We start from the raw sequence: 17957 nt of genomic DNA, 5'->3' as shown, positions 1-17957 counted from the left end.
CACGACGCGGCTGCGTGCCGCCTGCCGCGGTGCACCGGATTGGTGTATGATCCGTCAATGTAGTCGGCGGTGTCACAAAACCGTGGCGGCCCGTGATTAGTTTCGCCGAACAGGGGAACGGTCAGCCCGCATCCGCAGCGGCGCTCGTGCCGCGGCGCCGTTCCGGCTCGGGAGCCGTTCGATGCACAGCCGTCCGTGTGAGCCGTCCGCCAAGGGGCTGTTCGGCATGATCCGGCCGCGGCCGGCCGTCTCCCGGGTGCCGCGGCTCGCCGCCCTCAAGGCGTATGGCGGCCTGCGCGTCTCCGATCCGCGGCTCAGTCGATCCGAGGAGACGCTCGGCCGCATCGGTGCGCTGGAGGTGCGGCTCGCGCACCGCGCCGTCGACATCCGGCGGGCGCAGCGGCTGCGCTTCGACGTGTTCTATCAGGAGATGTCGGCGGTGGCCGACGCCGCCACCCTGCTGGCGCGGCGCGACGTCGATGCGTGGGACGCGGTGTGCGACCATCTCCTGGTGCTCGATCATGGGCGGCCGACCCGGCATGGGCCGGCGGTGGTCGGCACCTATCGGCTGCTGCGCCAGGAGATCGCCGAGCGGTGCGGCGGCTTCTACACGGCGGGCGAGTTCGACATCGCGCCGCTGATCGCCCGCCATCGTGGGCTGACATTCCTGGAGCTGGGGCGCTCCTGCGTGCTGCCGCCCTACCGCAACAAGCGCACCGTCGAGCTGCTGTGGCACGGCATCTGGACCTATGTGCTGCGCCACCGGGTCGACGTGATGCTCGGCTGCGCCAGCCTCGAAGGCACCGATCCGGAGGCGCTGGCGCTGCCGCTGTCGTTCCTGCATCACTTCGCCGCCGCCCCCGAGCCGTGGCGGGCGCGGGCGCTGCCGGGCCGGCACGTCCGGCTCGACCGCATGGACCGGGAGGCGGTCGACCCCAAGGCGGCGCTGCATGCGCTGCCGCCGCTGATCAAGGGCTATCTGCGGCTCGGCGCGCGCGTCGGCGACGGTGCCGTGATCGACCGCCAGTTCGGCACCACCGACATTCTCGTGGTGCTGCCGGTGAGCGCCATCAGCGCCCGCTACATCGGCCATTTCGGGGCCGGCGCCGAGCGCCACGCGGCGTGAGCCGCCGCGGTCCGGGACGCAGCGCGACTCACAGCCGGCGCAGCGCCACCTCGGCGATGCGGTGGGTCTCGCCCTTCTTCAGGATGAGGTCGGCGCGCTGCCGGGTCGGCAGGATGTTCTCCTGGAGATTGACGAGGTTGATCCGCGACCAGATGTCGGTCGCCATGCCGATCGCCTGCTCGTCGGTGAGCTGCGAGTAGCGGCGGAAGTAGGACTTCGGATCGCGGAACGCGGTGGTGCGCAGCGCCAGGAAGCGCTTCACGTACCAGTGTCGCAGCACCTCCTCGTCGGCATCGATGTAGATGGAGAAGTCGAAGAAGTCGGAGACGAACGGGATCGCCTTGCCGTCCTTCGGGGGGCGTCCGGTCTGGAGCACGTTGACGCCCTCGACGATCAGGATGTCGGGCCGGTCGATCTCGATCCAGTCGTTCGGCACCACGTCGTAGACGAGGTGCGAGTAGACCGGCGCCCGCACCGGCCGGCGGCCCGCCTTGATGTGCGACAGGAAGCGCAGCAGCGCCGACAGGTCGTAGCTCTCTGGAAAGCCCTTCTTGTCCATCAGGCCCTCCTGCTCCAACACCGCGTTGGGGAACAGGAAGCCGTCGGTGGTGACGAGATCGACCTTGGGAACATTGGGCCAGCGCGCCAGCAGGGCTTGCAGCACGCGCGCCGTGGTCGACTTGCCGGCCGCCACCGAGCCGGCGACGCCGATCACATAGGGGACCTTGGCGTCGACGGTGTTGAGAAACCGCTGCTGGGCCCGGAACAGCCGCTGGGTGGCGGCGACGTAGAGCGACAGCAGGCGCGACAGCGGCAGATAGATTTCCTCGATCTCGGGGATGTCGAGGCGGTCGTGGACCGAGCGCAGCCGGATCACCTCGTCCGGCTCCAGCGTCATCGGCGTGTCCTCGCGCAGCGCCGCCCAGTCGTCGCGCGAGAACACCCGGTAGGGTGAGAGATGATTGTCCGTGCGTGGCGCGACGAGCTGGTCCATGGGATCAGACATCCTTCCTCGATGCCTTTTCGGCGAGGCCGGACTGTGCGGTCCGGGACTCGAGCTCCGCTTCCACCTCGGCGAGCCGGACGTCGCGCGCCTTCAGCAGGACGAGCAAATGGTACATGAGATCGGCCGCCTCCGCGATGACCCGCTCGCGGGTCTCCCCTGCGCCGGCGAGAACCACCTCGATGGCCTCCTCGCCGAGCTTGCGGGCGCAGTGGGCGGCCCCACGGTCGAGGAGCTTGCGGGTGTAGGAGATCTCGGCCGAGGCGGCGGCGCGCTCGGCGATCCGGCGCTCGAGGTCGTGGAGGGTGAAGCCGGTCATCGGGCGCTTCCGTGGTGAGGGAAAATCCGTTTCGAGTTAAGGGTCTAGCCGCATCGGCAGGCCGGCCCGGGCCATGTGGAGCTTGGCCTCGCGGATCGAATGCTCGCCGAAGTGGAAGATCGAGGCGGCCAGCACCGCGGTGGCGTGGCCGTCGCGGATGCCGTCCACCAGGTGATCGAGGTTGCCCACGCCGCCGGAGGCGATCACCGGCACCGGCACGGCGTCCGCGATGGCGCGGGTGAGCGGGATGTCGAAGCCGGCCCGGGTGCCGTCGCGGTCCATCGAGGTGAGCAGGATCTCGCCCGCCCCCAGCGCCACCACCTCGCGCGCATAGGCGACCGCGTCGAGGCCGGTCGGCTTGCGGCCCCCATGGGTGAAGATCTCCCAGCGGTCGGGCTCGCCAGCCGCCGAGACGCGCTTGGCGTCGATCGCCACCACGATGCACTGGCTGCCGAACTTCTCGGCCGCCTCGCGGACAAAGCCGCGGTTCGCCACCGCGGCGGTGTTGATCGACACCTTGTCGGCGCCCGATTGCAGCAGCACCCGGATGTCGTCGACGGTGCGCACGCCGCCGCCGACCGTCAGCGGCATGAAGCAGGCTTCCGCGGTGCGGCGCACCACGTCCAGGATGGTGCCGCGGTTCTCGTGGCTCGCCGTGATGTCGAGGAAGCACAATTCGTCGGCGCCGGCGGCGTCGTAGGCGATCGCCGCCTCGACCGGGTCGCCGGCGTCGCGCAGGTCGACGAAGTTGACGCCTTTGACGACACGGCCGTCCTTGACGTCGAGGCAGGGGATGACGCGGACCTTGAACATCGGTGCGGGTCTCGCGCACCGGCCGGCCCGCGGGCGCGGCCGGGCGCCGTCAGTCGAACCACTCGTCGGCGGGATCGAAGGCCGGGATCGGGATGTTGACGATGCGCAGCCGGCCGACCGCGCGGTGGCGGCAGCCGGGCTTGATCATCACGCTGGTGTAGGGCTTCAGCGGCACGCGGTCGCCGTCCACCTCCAGCACGCCTTCGCCCTCCAGGACGAAGTAAATCTCCGTCATGGCCTTGTGATAGTGGGTGCGGGCATCGGCCGTGATGTCGGTGATGTGCAGGGTCGCCACCGTGTTGTCGGGCGTCGCGAAGGCGCGCCGCGCCTCGCCGCACGGGCAGGGCACCGGCGGGATCGCGGCGAGGTCGGCGACCACATAGCGCGGCTCGCCGGGCGCCGACGCGGCGCGGGGTGCTGGGACGGCGTCCGTCGCCGGAACGGCGACCGTCATGGCACGGCTCCCTCGGCGGCCGCCAGCATGGCCAGCGCCTTTTTGGGATCGAGCCGGCCGTCGTAGAGGGCGCGGCCGGCGATCGCGCCGGCGAGCTTTCCGGCCCGCGGCGCGGTCAGCTTCTCGATGTCGGCCATGGAGCCGAGCCCCCCCGAGGCGATGACCGGGATCGAGATCGCCTCGGCGAGCGCGATGGTGCCGTCGAGGTCGAGGCCGGTCAGCATGCCGTCGCGGCTGATCTCGGTGTAGATGATGGCGGCGACGCCGGCGTCCTCGAAGCGGCGGGCGAGATCGAGCACCGGCAGGTCCGACACCGCCGCCCAGCCCTCGACCGCGACGCGGCCGCCGCGGGCATCGAGCCCGACCGCCACCCGCCCCGGGAAGCGGCGCGCCGCATCCTTCACCAGCTCCGGGTCGCGCACCGCCGCGGTGCCGATGATCACCCGGTCGATGCCCTCGGCCAGCCAGCCCTCGATGGTGGCGATGTCGCGAATGCCGCCGCCGAGCTGCACTGGGATCGACACCGTCTCCAGAATCCGCTCGACCGCCGCGGTGTTGACGGGCCGCCCCGCGAAGGCGCCGTCGAGATCGACGAGGTGCAGGTAGCGGAAGCCGGTCTCCTCGAACAGGCGGGCCTGCTCGGCCGGATCGCGGTTGAAGATGGTGGCGCGCGCCATGTCGCCCTGCTCCAGGCGCACGGCGAGCCCATCCTTCAGATCGATGGCGGGAAACAGAATCACGGGCGGACTCCGCTGCATTCTCTACCTCTCCCCGCGCGCGGGGAGAGGTAGACGTTCGCGCGATCAGCGTGGACGTCGGGTGAGGGGGCGTCTCGTGGATACGGAAGCGGGGGGGGGGGGGGGGGGGGGGGGGGGGGGGGGGGGGGGGGGGGGGGGGGGGGGGGGGGGGGGGGGGGGGGNGTCGGGTTCGGGGGCGTCTGGTGGATCCGGAAGCCCCCCCTCACCCGACTCGCCGCTACGCGGCGAGCCACCCTCTCCCCGTAAACGGGGAGAGGGAAAAAGGGCGGCCTGCCGCAAGCCCGGTAAACGGGAACTCGTCTGGATCACGGCGTCCACTTCAGAAAGTTGGCGATCAGGGCGAGGCCGAGCCGCTGGCTCTTCTCGGGATGGAACTGGGTGCCGGCCACGGTGTCGCGACCGACGATCGCGGTGAGCGGGCCGCCATAGTCGGCCTGCGCCACGAGGTCGCCGGGATCGGCGACAGCCAGGTGGTAGCTGTGGACGAAATAGGCGTGCAGCCCGTCCGGGCCGGTCGGGATGCCGTCGAGCAGCGGGTGCGGCCGGCGCGCATCGAGGGTGTTCCAGCCCATGTGCGGGATCTTGAGGCCGGGGTCCGCCGGGGTGATGCGGTCGACCTCGCCGGGAATCCAGCCGAGCCCCTCCGTCACCACATGCTCGCGGCCGCGCTCCGCCATGAGCTGCATGCCGACGCAGATGCCGAGGAACGGGCGGCCGCCGCGGCGCACCGCCTCGGTCAGCGCGTCGACCATGCCGGGCACCGCGTCGAGGCCGCGGCGGCAGTCCGCGAAGGCGCCGACGCCGGGCAGCACGATGCGGTCGGCGCGGCGCACCGCGTCGGGGTCGCGCGTCACCAGGATCGGCTGGTCGTGGCCGCTCTCGCGCGCCGCCCGCTCGAACGCCTTGGCGGCCGAGTGCAGGTTGCCGGAGCCGTAATCCACGATGGCGACGGTCATCGGCCGCCCCCCGGCAGCGGGAACAGGCCGAGCACGCCGCCGCGGCTGGGCGGCGTGGCCCGCGGAGCGGTGAGGGGGCCACGATCGGCCTCGTACGGCGGCACCGCGGCGGCGTCGCGCTCGCGGGTGGCACGGACGAAATAGCGCTGCTCGGCCGCCTCGACATCGTCGGCCACCACGATGCCGTGGTCGCGCCAGCCGGCGCGCCGCAGCGTCCAGCGCCGCAGCATGCCGGCTTCGAGGCCGACCAGCAGGGCCACCAGGGCCGCCACCACCAGCCGGCCGTTGCCCGACACGCCGAGCAGCCCCTGCGCCACCGCGAGGGCGACCGTCACGGCGAGCCACCCCAGCAGCACCAGCCACAGCCGGTGCCACAGCATCCACAGCGGACCGAACAGGAAGGCACCCCAGGAGAAGCCGTCCGGCACGAGCTGCACGCGGTCGAGATCGACCGGCTGGCCGTCCGGCCGGGCAGGGGGCTCCAGCACCGCATAAACCGCCATCATCCGTCCTCGTGAAGGTCGCGGGCTCGCGCTGCGCCGCCGTCCGGACCAGGCGTCCGGCCGGCGGGGTGGCGCCGATCAGCCGCCGAGCGTCCCCTTGGTCGACGGGACCTCGCCCTTGGCCCGCGGATCGATCGCCACCGCGGCCCGCAGCACCCGGGCGAGCCCCTTGAAGCAGGACTCGGATATATGGTGGTCGTTGTCGCCGTACAGCGTCTCGACATGCAGGGTGACGCCGGCATTCATGGCGAACGCCTGGAACCACTCGCGCACCAGCTCGGTGTCGAAGGTGCCGATCTTGCTGTGGCGGAAGCCGGTGCGGAACACCAGGACGGGGCGGCCCGAGATGTCGATGGCCACCCGCGTCAGCGCCTCGTCCATGGGCATGTGGACGTCGGCGTAGCGATTGATTCCCTTCATGTCGCCGAGCGCCCGGCGGATCGCCTGGCCGAGCGTGATGCCGACATCCTCGACGGTGTGGTGCTGGTCGATATGCAGGTCGCCCTTGGCCCGGACGGCGAGGTCGATGCGCGAATGCCGCGACAGGAGGTCGAGCATGTGGTCGAGGAAGCCCACCCCGGTGTCGATCGACGACGTCCCGGTGCCGTCGAGATCGACCGAGACCTCGACGTCGGTTTCCTTGGTGGTGCGCGTCACGGTTGCGGTGCGCATGGCTGCCCTATGCGTTGATCTGGGTGCTTCTATCAGCGCTGCCTTATGGCCGCCACAGCGGGATTCTTCGGACCCAGATTAAGGCCCGCAAAAAACAAAGCCGCCCCCAAAAGGGAGCGGCGCAATGTGCTGGATTTCAGAGCTGAGATGGCTTCCATTCGAAGCTTTAGTCTTCGAGTGTTGCCGCTTCAATGAGGCCGCGGCGATGACGCCGCGGAAGGCACGAGCCACGCTGCATTTGCCTGACCAGACTACAACGGGTGCCTGGACAGATGCGAATGGAGTCTACTCGTGAGGACGGCTACCGGAACTCAGTGACCGCACGATACGGCCGCCTGCCCGTCGAGGCAAGTTGTTCGCTCGCCCACAGCAGCCCCAAGATCAGGAGGGTCATCCACATCGGCAGCGCCGAAAAGATGGCGTTGACACCGGCAGAGTAGACCAGAGACTTGTAGCGACGCATGAGGCGTCTCCTTGTGTTGCGCCACTTCGATGATCACGGGATCCGGTTGACCGCATCCAAGGTCAACTCAACGGAAGCCGTTGAACCTCGAATGGCGGCACACTCGGAGACGAAAGCTTCGGATGGAATCATGCGTTTGCTTATGGTCTCGGTTTCTCCTGCTGTTGCGAATAATGCTTATGCGTGTGTTCAGGTCTCCATGCACGCGGCCTCGAAATCGGGTCGGAGTGCCAGGAGTTCAAGGGGCAGAGAGAAGTTTTTTCGAGGAGCGTGTCCCGACGTGCGAGACGGAATCGGCGCCGCGTTGCAATGCGGCCGGGCGGTTCCTAAATCAGGGCGTCACCAGGTCCGATTTCCCATGCATCCCGATTCCACCCGCTCCGAACTGCCATCCTGGCACGGCACCACCATCGTGACGGTCCGCAAGGGCGGCATCGTGGCGGTGGGCGGCGACGGCCAGGTCTCCATCGGCCAGACCATCGTCAAGGCCAATGCGCGAAAGGTCCGCCGGCTCGCCAAGGGCGACGTCATCGGCGGCTTCGCCGGCGCCACCGCCGACGCCTTCACGCTGTTCGAGCGGCTGGAGGCCAAGCTCGAGCAGTATCCGGGCCAGCTCATGCGGGCGTCGGTCGAGCTCGCCAAGGACTGGCGCACTGACCGCTACCTGCGCCGGCTCGAAGCCATGATGATCGTCGCCGACCCGAAGATCTCGCTGGTGCTGACCGGCAATGGCGACGTGCTGGAGCCCGAGAACGGCGTCGTCGGCATCGGCTCCGGCGGCAACTACGCCCTGGCCGCCGCCCGGGCGCTCATCGACACCGATCTCGACGCCGAGACCATCGTGCGCCGCTCGCTCCAGATCGCCGCCGATATCTGCGTCTACACGAATGGCAACCTGACCATCGAGACCCTGCCGGTTGGCTGAGCCTTACCAGTTCCGTCCGTTCACGGCCGCCGACCTGCCGCTGATGGCGACCTGGCTGGTGCGGCCACACGTCCGCGAATGGTGGGGCGACCCGGAGGAGCAGCTCGCGCTGGTCGCCTCCGATCTCGACCATCCCGACATGGACCAGTTCCTGGTGATCGCTGGCGGGCGGCCGTTCGCCTATATCCAGTGCTATCGGCTCGGCGTCTGGAACGAGGGCTTCGGGCCGCAGCCGGCGGGGACGCGCGGCATCGACCAGTCGATCGGCGAGCCCGACATGCTCGGGCGCGGCCACGGCTCCGCCTTCGTGCGGCAGTTCTCCGACGATCTCCTGGCGCGCGGCGTGCCGCGCGTCGTCACCGATCCCGACCCCGACAATCCGCGCGCGATCCGCGCTTATGAAAAGGCCGGCTTCCGCCGCGACCGCGTGGTCGACACGCCGGACGGCCCGGCGCTCCTGATGGTACGCGACCCATGACCGACTTCTCGCCCCGCGAAATCGTCTCCGAGCTCGACCGCTTCATCATCGGCCAGCACGACGCCAAGCGCGCCGTCGCCATCGCGCTGCGCAACCGCTGGCGGCGGTTGCAGCTCGACGAGCGGCTGCGCGAGGAGGTGATGCCGAAGAACATCCTGATGATCGGCCCGACCGGCGTCGGCAAGACCGAGATCTCGCGCCGGCTCGCCCGGCTCGCCGGGGCGCCGTTCATCAAGGTGGAGGCCACCAAATTCACCGAGGTCGGCTATGTGGGCCGCGACGTCGAGCAGATCGTCCGCGATCTCGTCGAGGTCGGCATCGCGCTGACCCGCGAGCGGAAGCGCAAGGACGTCGCGGCGCGGGCGCATCTCGCCGCCGAGGACCGCGTCGTCGACGCGCTGGTCGGCGCCAATGCGTCCGCCTCCACCAAGGAGACGTTCCGCAGGAAGGTGCGGGCCGGCGAGATGGACGACCGCGAGATCGAGATCGAGGTGCAGGCGGGCGGCGGCGGTGGCATGCCGATGTTCGACATTCCCGGCATGCCGGGCGCTCAGATGGGTGCCGTGTCGCTCGGCGACATCTTCGGCAAGCTCGGCGCCGGCCGCACCAAGACGCGCCGGGTGACCGTGAAGGAGTCTTACGAGATCCTGATCGCCGAGGAATCCGACAAGCTGCTCGATCAGGACCAGCTGGTGCAGGAGGCGATCCGGGCGGTCGAGAACAACGGCATCGTGTTCCTCGACGAGATCGACAAGATCTGCGCCCGCGAGAACCGCGGTGGCGCCGACGTGTCGCGCGAAGGCGTGCAGCGCGACCTGCTGCCGCTGATCGAGGGCACCTCGGTGTCGACCAAGCACGGCACGGTGAAGACCGACCACATCCTGTTCATCGCGTCGGGCGCCTTCCATCTGGCCAAGCCGTCCGATCTGCTGCCGGAGCTGCAAGGCCGGCTGCCCATCCGGGTCGAGCTGAAGGCGCTGACGCGCGACGACTTCCGCCGCATCCTCACCGAGACCGAGGCATCGCTGATCAAGCAGTACGTCGCCCTGATGGCGACCGAGGGCGTCACGCTCGACTTCCAGGAGAGCGCCATCGACGCCATCGCGGATGTCGCCGTTTCGGTGAACGCCACCGTCGAGAACATCGGGGCCCGCCGGTTGCAGACCGTGATGGAGCGGGTGCTCGACGAGATTTCCTTCACGGCGCCCGACAAGTCGGGCGACACGCTGACGATCGACGGCGACTATGTGAACAGCCGCGTCGCCGATCTCGCCAAGAACGCCGATCTCAGCCGCTTCATCCTCTGATCAGCGCGGCCGCCGCGCACGATGTTGCGCCGGCGCCGACGCGCACGGCGTATCGTGGCGCGAAACGCGCGCGAGGCGACCGATCATGTCGGAGACGAGGCGGCGGCGCGGTGGCTCATCGCGGGCGCGCGAGATGCGCGAGGCCGTCCGAACCGAATCAGAACGGGAATTCGACCGCCCAGGAGGCGCTGCGGGCCGGATGTGCCGGCGGCGTCGCGCGGGTCTGCCAGGTGGCGGCGACGTGCGGAGCGGTGGGCTCCGCCGGCGGCGGCAGCAGCGGCGGGCGAATCACGCCGAGCCCGAAGGCATCGGCGGCCCACACCACCACGGCGCCTCGCGAGTTGCGCATATGGCCGTTCTTCCACCAGCCGATGTGCTGGCCGAAGCGGTCGTAGACGCTGTGTCCCTCGATCGAGGCGAGATGACAGCCCTGGAGGCTGATGATCCGGCCGTGCTCTTCCTGGAGCCAGGCCCGCACGCGGCCCTGGCGATCGTAAAGCGGTTCCATTGCCTTGCTGATTTCGAGTAGGGGGTCCGTCGTCACACATGCACCGTCGGGGAGACGACGCATCGATGTGCTTTCTAACACGGCGTTCCCGCTGCGAGAACGTGTAGAATTCCTGACACGCGACATCCCGTCTCATGGGGATATTTGCGCAGGCGCAGGAGTTGCGGTGCACTGCACGTACGCGAGGCGCGCGCATGGCGCAGTGAGACACACCAAGCGGCAGCGCGATCAGTTGCGTGGCGCCCGTAACGACAGGCTGATCCTGGTCACGATGGCGTCCCAGGCGCGTTCTTCGGATCGCGGGTATGCAATGTAGATACAGTGCATCGGACCCGCCGCCCGCGCCGGGAAATTGCATCGACTGTAGAATATGTCGTCCTCGGCGATGCCCGATACCGCGAAGAAGCGGTCGGTGATGCGGCGATAGTCGATGGCGCTGGCGGGGACGCGGAGATTGCTGCGGACGAAGCGCGCCGGCGAGTGATTCTCCGCGTTGGGCTCGACATAGACCATCAGCCGGGCGCGGCCGTCCGCCGATCCGAGCTCCACCCCCGCGCCGCGGCGGGCCGGCCCCAGCTCGACCGTGAAGATGTTGGACGGATAGTCGACGCGGGTGCCGGCCCGGTCGGTGAATACCGCCCAGCCCGGATTGTCGAGCCCGACCGTCGGGCCGCGGCTCGCCGCGGCGGGGCGTCCCGCCTCGGCAGGACCTGGGGGATCATCCGGGGCCCCATCCGGGGGCTCGGGCGCGGCGAACTCCGGCGCCGGCGGGGCGCCGGCAGGCTGGGCGGCGGCCGGCATCGTGACGAGGCCGGCGAGCGTCAGCGCGGCTGCGGCCACGACCCAACTCACACCCCGAACCCCACTGCGAACCACACTCCGAGCCAGGCCACGGTGCTGCATCTGCGCCTCCCTCGACGGCCTTGTCCGGCTCCCGCCCGGACGCCGCGCCGGCGTCTCGATCGCCCGTCAACGCCTCGGCGAGTCGGACGTTCCGTCCGGCGTCCCGCCGCCGCGCCGCCTTTCGCCGCGCTCCGGCTTCCCCCTATAATGCGACACCCGCCCAAGGCCGGCCGTCAGCGCCGCCGCCCATAATCCGAGGAGACCGCCATGGACCAGCACCTGCGCGAAATCCGCGCCGACGACATCGATCCGCGCCACGACTGGACTCGCGCCTTGCCGGCGCTCGGCACCATGGGGGTCGATTTCGAGGAGCGGGTCGACTACCGCCGTCTGCATCGCTACCGACTGTCACGCGCCCGCCAGGCGCTGGAGAATTCCGACCTCGGCGCCCTGCTGGTCTTCGACGTCAACAACATCCGCTATCTCACCTCGACCAAGATCGGCGAATGGGAGCGCGACAAGCTGGCCCGCTGGGCGCTCTTGACCCGCACCGGCGAGCCGATCCTGTGGGACTTCGGCTCCGCCGCCGTGCATCACAAGCTGTATGCGCCGTGGCTGAAGCCGGAGAACTGCCGGGCCGGACTGGTCGGCCTGCGCGGCACCGTCGATCCGGCCTTCGGCCTGATGGCCCGCCACGCCGAGGAGATCGCGGCGCTGCTGCGCGAGGCCGGCGTCGCCGACATGCCGGTCGGCATGGACGTGGTCGAGCCGCCGATGATGTTCGCCCTGCAAAAGGCCGGCGTCACTGTGGCGGACGGCCAGCAGGTGATGCTGGAGGCGCGCGAGATCAAGTCGGCCGACGAGATCGCGCTCCTCAATCGGGCTGCCGCCATGGTGGACGGCGCCTATCAGGTCGTGTGGGACATGCTGCGGCCCGGCGTGCGCGAGAACGACGTGGTCGCCGAGGTGAACAGGTTCCTCTACCGAAACGGCTCCGACGACGTGGAGGCGATCAACGCCATCTCGGGCGAGCGCTGCAATCCGCATCCGCACAACTTCACCGACCGGATGCTGCGGCCGGGCGATCAGGCGTTCTTCGACATCATCCAGGCGTTCATGGGCTACCGCACCTGCTACTACCGGACCTTCAATGTCGGCCGCGCCACCCCGGCTCAGCACGACGCCTATCGGCGGGCGCGCGAGTGGCTCGACAACGCCATCGCCCGCATCCGGCCGGGCGTCACCACGGCGCACATCTGCGAGGTGTTCCCCAAGGCCGAGGCGTTCGGCTTCCCGGACGAGATGGCGGCCTTCGGGCTGCAATTCGCGCACGGGCTCGGCCTCGCCCTGCACGAGCGGCCGATCATCTCGCGGGTGGTGTCGATGGATCACCCGACCGAGATCAAGGAGGGCATGGTGTTCGCCATCGAGACCTACTGCCCGGCCGGCGACGGCTACTCGGCGGCGCGCATCGAGGAGGAGGTGGTGGTCACCGACAAGGGCTGCCGGCTGATCACCCTGTTCCCGGCCGAGGAGCTGCCGATCGCCGGCCGCTACTGAGCCGGCGCGGCTGCCGGCGTGCCGTCGTTCAGCGGCGGCGCTCGGCGAGGAGATCGCGATAGAGCTGGGCGTAGCGGCGCGCCGAGCGGCGCCACGACACGTCGGCCCGCATGGCGTTGCGCTGCACGCGCCGCCACACCCGGCCGTTGCGCCACAGCGCGGTGGTGCGCAGCACCGCCGCCTCCAGCATGCCGATGGTCGGCGTGAACACGATGCCGGTGCCGACGCCCTCGGCGATCGCCATGTCGTTGCAGTCGATGACCGTGTCGGCGAGTCCGCCCACATGGCTCACCACCGGCAGGGTGCCGTAGCGCAGGGCGCACATTTGCGACAGCCCGCAGGGCTCGTAGCGCGACGGCATCAAGAGCGCGTCGGCGCCGGCCTGGATCAGGTGCGCCAGCTCCTCGTCGTAGCCGACCACGCAGGCGACGCGGCTCGGATGAATGCGGGCGGCATCGAGAAACGCCTGCTGGAGATTGCGCTCGCCGGAGCCGAGCACGACGAGCTGCGAGCCGGTGGCGAGCAGCGTCGGCAGCACCTCGACCAGCATGTCGAGGCCCTTCTGCCAGGTCAGCCGGCTGACCACGCCGAACAGCAGCGCATCGTCGGGCGCGAGGTTCATGCGCTTCTTCAGCACCGACTTGTTGGCGATGCGCGGCGCGATGCGGCGGGCGTCGAAGCGGGCGGCGATCAGCGGGTCGCGGCTCGGGTTCCACACCGCGTCGTCGATGCCGTTGAGGATGCCGGAGAGCCGCTCGGTGCGGCTGCGCAGCAGGCCGTCGAGCCCCATGCCGTATTCACGGGTGCGGATCTCGGCCGCATAGGTGGGCGATACCGTGGTGATCCAGTCGGCGAGCGCCAGCCCGGCCTTGAGAAAGCCGATCTCGCCGTGGAACTCGACGCCGTTGATGCTGTAGGCCTGCGGCGGCAGCGCCAGCGCCGGCAGCAGCGAGGCGGGGAACAGGCCCTGGAAGGCCAGGTTGTGCACCGTCTGGACGGTGCGCGGGCCGCGCTCGTAGCGGTAGCGCAGATAGGCGGCCGCAAGCCCGCCCTGCCAGTCGTGGGCGTGCAGCACGTCGGGCCGCAGGGCCGGGACCTCGCCGGCGGCCAGGCGCGCCGCCATCAGGCCGAGGGCGCCGAACCGGATGGCGTTGTCGGGCCAGTCGCGGCCGTCGACCGCCATGTAGGGGTTGCCGGGGCGGTCGTAGAGATGCGGCGCCGCGATGGCGATCAGCTCGAGATTGCGGGCGCGGCCGTGCAGCAGCCTGGCGGGGCTGCCGAACAGGTCCGGCACCTCGAGCACGGTGGAGACGTCGTGCAGGGCCGCCAGCACGGCCGGATAGCCGGGGATCAGCGTGACGGTGCGCACGTTCTCGGGGGCGAGCGCCGCCGGCAAAGCGCCGACGACGTCCGCGAGCCCCCCGGTCTTCACGAAGGGGAAGATCTCGGAAACGACGGACAGGACGAGGATCGGACTCGCGCCACTCACAACCGATCGATCATGTGCTGGGTGATCAGGCAGATGCCGTTCTCGGTGCGGCGGAACCGCTCGGCGTCGAGCTCCGGGTCCTCGCCCACCACCAGCTTCGCCGGGATGATGGTGCCCTTGTCGATCACCACGTTGCGCAGCCGCGCCCCGCGACCGACGTCGACCTGCGGCAGCACCACCGAGTTCTCGACATAGGCGTAGGAGTGGACGTGCGAGCCGGTGCCGATCAGCGAGCCGCGGATCGAGGCGCCCGACACGATGCAGCCGCCGGCCACCAGCGACGACACCGCGGTGCCGCGCCGGCCCTGCTCGTCGTGCACGAACTTGGCGGGCGGGGTGATCTCCGCATAGGTCCAGATGGGCCAGTTGTGATCGAACAGGTCGAGCTGCGGCACCACCGCGGTGAGGTCGATATTGGCCTCCCAGTACGCATCGATGGTGCCGGCGTCGCGCCAATAGACCTCGGCCTCCTCGCGCGAGCGCACGCAGGAGCGCGAGAACGGATGCGCCACCGCCTTGCCGTACTTGACGAGGTAGGGGACGATGTCCTTGCCGAAGTCGTGCGTCGAGTGCGGGTCCTGGGCGTCGCGCCGCACCTGATCGATCAGGAACTTGGTGTTGAAGACGTAGATGCCCATGCTGGCCAGCGCCAGCGCCGGGTTGCCCGGCATGTGGGGCGGCTTCTCGGGCTTCTCGACGAAGTCGAGAACCACATCGTCGGCGCCGACATGCAGCACGCCGAAATGGGTCGCCTGCTTGAGCGGCACCTCGATGGTGGCGATGGTGATGTCGGCCTTCTGCTCCACATGCTGCTGGAGCATCGGCTCGTAGTCCATCTTGTAGACGTGATCGCCGGCGAGAAGGACGATGTATTCCGGATTGTAGCTCTCGATGATGTCGAGGTTCTGGTAGACGGCATCGGCCGTGCCGGCATACCAGCTCGCTCCGGCGATGCGCTGGCTCGCCGGCAGGATGTCGAAGCTCTCGTTCCGCTCGGGGCGGAAGAAGTTCCAACCCCGCTGCATGTGGCGGATCAGGCTGTGCGCCTTGTACTGGGTCGCCACCGCGATGCGGCGGATGCCCGAATTGAGCGCGTTGGAGAGCGTGAAGTCGATGATGCGGGACTTACCGCCGAAATAGACCGCCGGCTTGGCGCGGTTGTCGCACAGCTCGTGCAGCCGGCTGCCACGGCCGCCTGCGAGCACATAGGCCATCGCGCTACGGGCGAGCGGCCCCGACAAGGAATGGTCAAACGGCACTGAATTGCCTCGCCTGAGTTTGAGAAGTCCGTCCTCCGAATCCGTTGCCCGCTCCGATCGTCGGGACCGCGCGCGCCGTGCCGACGGCGCGCCGCGGCGCGCCGGTCACGCCCGGAGATAGGCCTCTGTCGCGTAGCGCCGCATCATGCGGGCGCTGTTGAACACCGCGCCGATCTTGGCGATGGTCTGCTTCATCATCCAGATCCAGCGCGCCCGGTCCTCGTGATAGAGCGGCAGCACGGTGGATTCGAGCTTGGCGTACATGGCGGCCGCGTGCGCCTCGGGCGAGGGATCGCTGCCGTCGCTGCCGATCGACCAGCCGGTGACGCCCTCGACCCAGCCCTCCAGCCACCAGCCGTCGAGGACGCTGAAGTTGAGCACGCCGTTGAACGCCGCCTTCATGCCGCTCGTCCCCGATGCCTCCAGCGGCGGCACCGGATTGTTGAGCCACACATCCGAGCCGGCCACCAGCCGCTTGGCGATGGCGATGCTGTAGTTTGGCAAAAAAGCCATGGGGATGTCTTTGATCGATCTCATATGGGCATGGATCGACCGGATCATCGCCTTGCCTTCGAAATCGCGCGGATGCGCCTTGCCGGCCATCACCACCTGGAACGGCCGGCGGCCGGCGATCGCCCGCAGGCGCTCGATGTCGTGGAACAGCAGGTCCGGACGCTTGTAGCCGGTCATCCGGCGGGCGAAGCCGATCACCGGCACGTCGGGGTCCATGGCGACCCCGGTGGTGTCGCGCACCAGATCGACCAGCTCGCGCTTGGCCTGCTGATGGGCGGCCCACAGCGCCTCGTCCGGCACCTGATCGGCCTTGAGCAGGTCCTCCAGCTCGTAGGCCCAGTGCGGGGCGAGCGTCTTGAACAGGTCGGCGATCGCCGGGTGCATCCAGGTCGGCACATGGGCGCCGTTGGTGACCGTGCGGATCGGGTAGGCCGGGAACATCTTCTGCGCCGTCTCGGCGTGCCGGCGGGCGACGCCGTTGGCGTAGCGCGACAGGTTGAGGGCGAGCTGCGTCATGTTGAGGTGATCGGGGCCGGCCAGCAGCTTGAGCTGATCGAGCTCGATGAGGTCGCCCACGATGGCGCGCACGTCGTCATACGAGAACCGATCGTGCCCCGCCTCCACCGGCGTGTGGGTGGTGAACACGCATTTCTCGCGCACCGCGTGGACATCGTAGTCGAACGGCTCGGGAATGCCCGGGATGCGGTTGAGCCGATGGTGGTCGAGCAACGCCAGCGACAGGAACGCGGCGTGGCCTTCGTTGAGGTGATAGGTGTCGATGGTGAAGCCGAGTGCGCGCAGCACGCGGACGCCGCCGACGCCGAGCACCACCTCCTGCTTGATGCGATCCTTCTGGTCGCCGAAATACAGCCGGTTGGTGATGATGCGGTCGCGTGGATCGTTCTCCGGAACGTTGGTGTCGAGCAGCAGCACCGGCACCTGCGGGCCGCGCGCCGACTTCAGCTCGTAGAGCCACGGGCGAATCCATACCTGGCGGCCTTCGATCTGCACCGCCACCATGGCGCCGACCGGGGTCGCCCACTCCTCCGGGTTCCACGGATCGGGACCGTCGATCTGGTTGCCGTCGGCGTCGATCTGCTGCTTGATCGAGCCCTCGCGCGACGCGAGGGTGACGAACACCATGGGCAGGTCGAGATCGGCGGCCGAGCGGGCGGCGTCGCCGGCCAGGAGCCCGAGGCCGCCCGAATAGGTGTGCATCTCCTGCCGGATGCCGACCTCCATGGAGAAGTAGGCGATCCGGTTGACCGACAGATAGCGCGCGACCTCGATCATTGCTGCTCCGCGACGGTTGGGCCTGGTGACGAGTGAGTCCGGCGAGGGACCGGGTTCGCGCCGCTCACCGCCGTCACCGGAGACGTCCGGGGCGGCGGGCATGGTGCCCGGCGGGGCCGGCGAGCCGGTCCCGCGGCGTGCGGCCGGGTGAGGGAGGCGAGCCCGGCGCGACCGCATGGGGGCGGCGCGGCAGTCTCGTCGGACTCGTCATCATGTCGGCCCCCTCTCGCGCAGTCGCAGTCGATGCAATGCAATACAGGAGTCGGCGTGGCAAGCATCCGGCCGCCTTTGTGGCACAGACGCGGGCCGCCGCGCAAAGGTCTCGTCGGGGCGTCCGCCGCTTGGGTGCGCCGCACCAGGGTGCGGCGCCGGAGCGGCGCGCCGGAGTGCCGCGCCGGAGGCGGCGGGAGCGGTCGTGCTCATGGTGGCGTGCCCCTCCTTCGTCCCGTTTCCCCGGTTCGTCCTGTGCCTCGGTCGACGTGGTCCGCGGGCTCTCCGGCGCGACCCGGCGCGGCGGCGATGTCGCGGCCGGGCGGATCAAAAAAAGCAACCCTCGTGCCATACCGCAGTAGGGGGCCTGACGGCCAGAGGCGGAGCCCGGCGGCTCGCGGTGCCGGCCCGGCGCGTCCCTGCGCGAGCCCGCCCGGACGCGAAAAGAGCGCCGCACGGGTCGTGCGACGCTCTTTCGAAAGGCGACGTTGCGAGGGTCGCGGGC

Annotated in this window: 19 protein-coding genes; 5 read left to right on the top strand and 14 right to left on the bottom strand. The window is 69.6% G+C overall.

Translation table 11 applies throughout. The features are described from left to right. The first annotated feature begins 181 nt into the window (after positions 1-181). The gene (locus ACFQUV_RS11650; RefSeq protein WP_129608136.1) at positions 182-1126 is read left to right on the top strand and encodes a GNAT family N-acetyltransferase; all 945 of its coding nucleotides are present in this window, start codon (positions 182-184) and stop codon (positions 1124-1126) included. A 28-nt stretch (positions 1127-1154) separates the two neighbouring features. Here ACFQUV_RS11650 and coaA read toward each other — a convergent pair whose 3' ends face one another. The 9 genes from coaA to ACFQUV_RS11605 form a co-directional block, all read right to left on the bottom strand. Further along, entirely contained in the window at positions 1155-2132 is a 978-nt protein-coding gene (gene coaA, locus ACFQUV_RS11645) for a type I pantothenate kinase (protein WP_371851685.1), read from the bottom strand. Beyond that, positions 2125-2448, bottom strand: a complete 324-nt coding sequence (locus ACFQUV_RS11640; RefSeq protein ID WP_129608135.1) for a phosphoribosyl-ATP diphosphatase — start codon at positions 2446-2448, stop codon at positions 2125-2127. The genes coaA and ACFQUV_RS11640 overlap by 8 nt, the downstream gene beginning before the upstream one ends. A 36-nt stretch (positions 2449-2484) precedes the next feature. Beyond that, entirely contained in the window at positions 2485-3261 is a 777-nt protein-coding gene (gene hisF, locus ACFQUV_RS11635; protein WP_129608134.1) for an imidazole glycerol phosphate synthase subunit HisF, read from the bottom strand. A 49-nt stretch (positions 3262-3310) separates the two neighbouring features. Further along, entirely contained in the window at positions 3311-3715 is a 405-nt protein-coding gene (locus tag ACFQUV_RS11630; RefSeq protein ID WP_129608133.1) for a cupin domain-containing protein, read from the bottom strand. Beyond that, positions 3712-4455: a 1-(5-phosphoribosyl)-5-[(5-phosphoribosylamino)methylideneamino]imidazole-4-carboxamide isomerase gene (gene hisA, locus ACFQUV_RS11625; RefSeq protein WP_244601483.1), complete on the bottom strand. Its 744-nt coding sequence runs from the start codon at positions 4453-4455 to the stop codon at positions 3712-3714. The genes ACFQUV_RS11630 and hisA overlap by 4 nt, the downstream gene beginning before the upstream one ends. A gap of 323 nt (positions 4456-4778) precedes the next feature. Beyond that, complete coding sequence (hisH, locus tag ACFQUV_RS11620; RefSeq protein WP_129608131.1) at positions 4779-5429, bottom strand: imidazole glycerol phosphate synthase subunit HisH; 651 nt, start codon at positions 5427-5429, stop codon at positions 4779-4781. Further along, positions 5426-5935, bottom strand: coding sequence for a DUF2628 domain-containing protein (locus ACFQUV_RS11615; RefSeq protein WP_129608130.1), 510 nt, complete (start codon positions 5933-5935; stop codon positions 5426-5428). Before ACFQUV_RS11615 ends, hisH begins: the two co-directional genes overlap by 4 nt. 75 nt (positions 5936-6010) lie before the next feature. Further along, positions 6011-6604, bottom strand: a complete 594-nt coding sequence (gene hisB, locus ACFQUV_RS11610; RefSeq protein WP_129608129.1) for an imidazoleglycerol-phosphate dehydratase HisB — start codon at positions 6602-6604, stop codon at positions 6011-6013. A 301-nt stretch (positions 6605-6905) separates the two neighbouring features. Then, a complete protein-coding gene (locus tag ACFQUV_RS11605; RefSeq protein WP_165363797.1) occupies positions 6906-7067 on the bottom strand; it encodes a hypothetical protein in 162 nt (53 codons plus the stop codon). 358 nt (positions 7068-7425) lie between these two features. Here ACFQUV_RS11605 and hslV point away from each other — a divergent pair, with 358 nt between their 5' ends. From hslV to hslU, 3 genes are read left to right on the top strand one after another with little or no spacing between them, the layout of a single operon-like run. Further along, a complete protein-coding gene (gene hslV / locus ACFQUV_RS11600; RefSeq protein WP_129608128.1) occupies positions 7426-7992 on the top strand; it encodes an ATP-dependent protease subunit HslV in 567 nt (188 codons plus the stop codon). After that, positions 7985-8470, top strand: coding sequence for a GNAT family N-acetyltransferase (locus tag ACFQUV_RS11595; RefSeq protein WP_129608127.1), 486 nt, complete (start codon positions 7985-7987; stop codon positions 8468-8470). The genes hslV and ACFQUV_RS11595 overlap by 8 nt, the downstream gene beginning before the upstream one ends. Then, complete coding sequence (gene hslU, locus ACFQUV_RS11590) at positions 8467-9777, top strand: ATP-dependent protease ATPase subunit HslU (RefSeq protein WP_129608126.1); 1311 nt, start codon at positions 8467-8469, stop codon at positions 9775-9777. The genes ACFQUV_RS11595 and hslU overlap by 4 nt, the downstream gene beginning before the upstream one ends. 157 nt (positions 9778-9934) lie before the next feature. Here hslU and ACFQUV_RS11585 read toward each other — a convergent pair whose 3' ends face one another. Together ACFQUV_RS11585 and ACFQUV_RS11580 are read right to left on the bottom strand one after the other, a co-directional pair. Continuing rightward, on the bottom strand, positions 9935-10285 hold the full coding sequence (locus ACFQUV_RS11585) for a 4-fold beta flower protein (RefSeq protein WP_129608125.1): 351 nt from the start codon (positions 10283-10285) through the stop codon (positions 9935-9937). A gap of 228 nt (positions 10286-10513) precedes the next feature. Then, entirely contained in the window at positions 10514-11125 is a 612-nt protein-coding gene (locus ACFQUV_RS11580; protein ID WP_129608124.1) for a hypothetical protein, read from the bottom strand. 270 nt (positions 11126-11395) lie between these two features. Between ACFQUV_RS11580 and ACFQUV_RS11575 the strand changes: the two genes are divergently transcribed. Continuing rightward, the gene (locus tag ACFQUV_RS11575; protein WP_129608123.1) at positions 11396-12688 is read left to right on the top strand and encodes a Xaa-Pro peptidase family protein; all 1293 of its coding nucleotides are present in this window, start codon (positions 11396-11398) and stop codon (positions 12686-12688) included. A 28-nt stretch (positions 12689-12716) separates the two neighbouring features. Here ACFQUV_RS11575 and glgA read toward each other — a convergent pair whose 3' ends face one another. The 3 genes from glgA to glgP all read right to left on the bottom strand — a co-directional run bounded on the left by glgA (position 12717) and on the right by glgP (position 17242). Next, positions 12717-14177 (bottom strand): glycogen synthase GlgA, encoded by a 1461-nt coding sequence (glgA, locus tag ACFQUV_RS11570; protein WP_129608122.1) that lies wholly within the window; start codon positions 14175-14177, stop codon positions 12717-12719. After that, entirely contained in the window at positions 14174-15391 is a 1218-nt protein-coding gene (gene glgC / locus ACFQUV_RS11565; RefSeq protein ID WP_207211395.1) for a glucose-1-phosphate adenylyltransferase, read from the bottom strand. The genes glgA and glgC overlap by 4 nt, the downstream gene beginning before the upstream one ends. A gap of 150 nt (positions 15392-15541) precedes the next feature. Next, positions 15542-17242 carry an alpha-glucan family phosphorylase gene (gene glgP / locus ACFQUV_RS11560; RefSeq protein ID WP_129608120.1) on the bottom strand — a complete coding sequence of 567 codons (1701 nt, stop codon included), beginning with the start codon at positions 17240-17242 and terminating at the stop codon, positions 15542-15544. Positions 17243-17957: the final 715 nt, after the last annotated feature.

This window comes from Rhodoplanes sp. P11, assembly GCF_964266735.1.
GTDB classification, from domain to species: Bacteria; Pseudomonadota; Alphaproteobacteria; order Rhizobiales; family Xanthobacteraceae; genus Rhodoplanes; species Rhodoplanes serenus.
Note: the sequence above shows the minus strand (reverse complement) of the source record. Positions and strands in the feature narration are given on the sequence as shown.

Bases quoted from the DNA above. Each gene is read 5' to 3' on its own strand.
- glgC (WP_207211395.1), bottom strand. From the start codon at position 15,391: ATGGCCTATGTGCTCGCAGGCGGCCGTGGCAGCCGGCTGCACGAGCTG.
- hisF (WP_129608134.1), bottom strand. From the start codon at position 3,261: ATGTTCAAGGTCCGCGTCATCCCCTGCCTCGACGTCAAGGACGGCCGT.
- ACFQUV_RS11575 (WP_129608123.1), top strand. From the start codon at position 11,396: ATGGACCAGCACCTGCGCGAAATCCGCGCCGACGACATCGATCCGCGC.
- hisH (WP_129608131.1), bottom strand. From the start codon at position 5,429: ATGACCGTCGCCATCGTGGATTACGGCTCCGGCAACCTGCACTCGGCC.
- ACFQUV_RS11605 (WP_165363797.1), bottom strand. From the start codon at position 7,067: ATGCGTCGCTACAAGTCTCTGGTCTACTCTGCCGGTGTCAACGCCATC.
- glgP (WP_129608120.1), bottom strand. From the start codon at position 17,242: ATGATCGAGGTCGCGCGCTATCTGTCGGTCAACCGGATCGCCTACTTC.
- ACFQUV_RS11640 (WP_129608135.1), bottom strand. From the start codon at position 2,448: ATGACCGGCTTCACCCTCCACGACCTCGAGCGCCGGATCGCCGAGCGC.
- hslU (WP_129608126.1), top strand. From the start codon at position 8,467: ATGACCGACTTCTCGCCCCGCGAAATCGTCTCCGAGCTCGACCGCTTC.
- hslV (WP_129608128.1), top strand. From the start codon at position 7,426: ATGCATCCCGATTCCACCCGCTCCGAACTGCCATCCTGGCACGGCACC.
- ACFQUV_RS11585 (WP_129608125.1), bottom strand. From the start codon at position 10,285: ATGGAACCGCTTTACGATCGCCAGGGCCGCGTGCGGGCCTGGCTCCAG.
- ACFQUV_RS11615 (WP_129608130.1), bottom strand. From the start codon at position 5,935: ATGATGGCGGTTTATGCGGTGCTGGAGCCCCCTGCCCGGCCGGACGGC.
- ACFQUV_RS11650 (WP_129608136.1), top strand. From the start codon at position 182: ATGCACAGCCGTCCGTGTGAGCCGTCCGCCAAGGGGCTGTTCGGCATG.
- hisB (WP_129608129.1), bottom strand. From the start codon at position 6,604: ATGCGCACCGCAACCGTGACGCGCACCACCAAGGAAACCGACGTCGAG.
- coaA (WP_371851685.1), bottom strand. From the start codon at position 2,132: ATGTCTGATCCCATGGACCAGCTCGTCGCGCCACGCACGGACAATCAT.
- ACFQUV_RS11630 (WP_129608133.1), bottom strand. From the start codon at position 3,715: ATGACGGTCGCCGTTCCGGCGACGGACGCCGTCCCAGCACCCCGCGCC.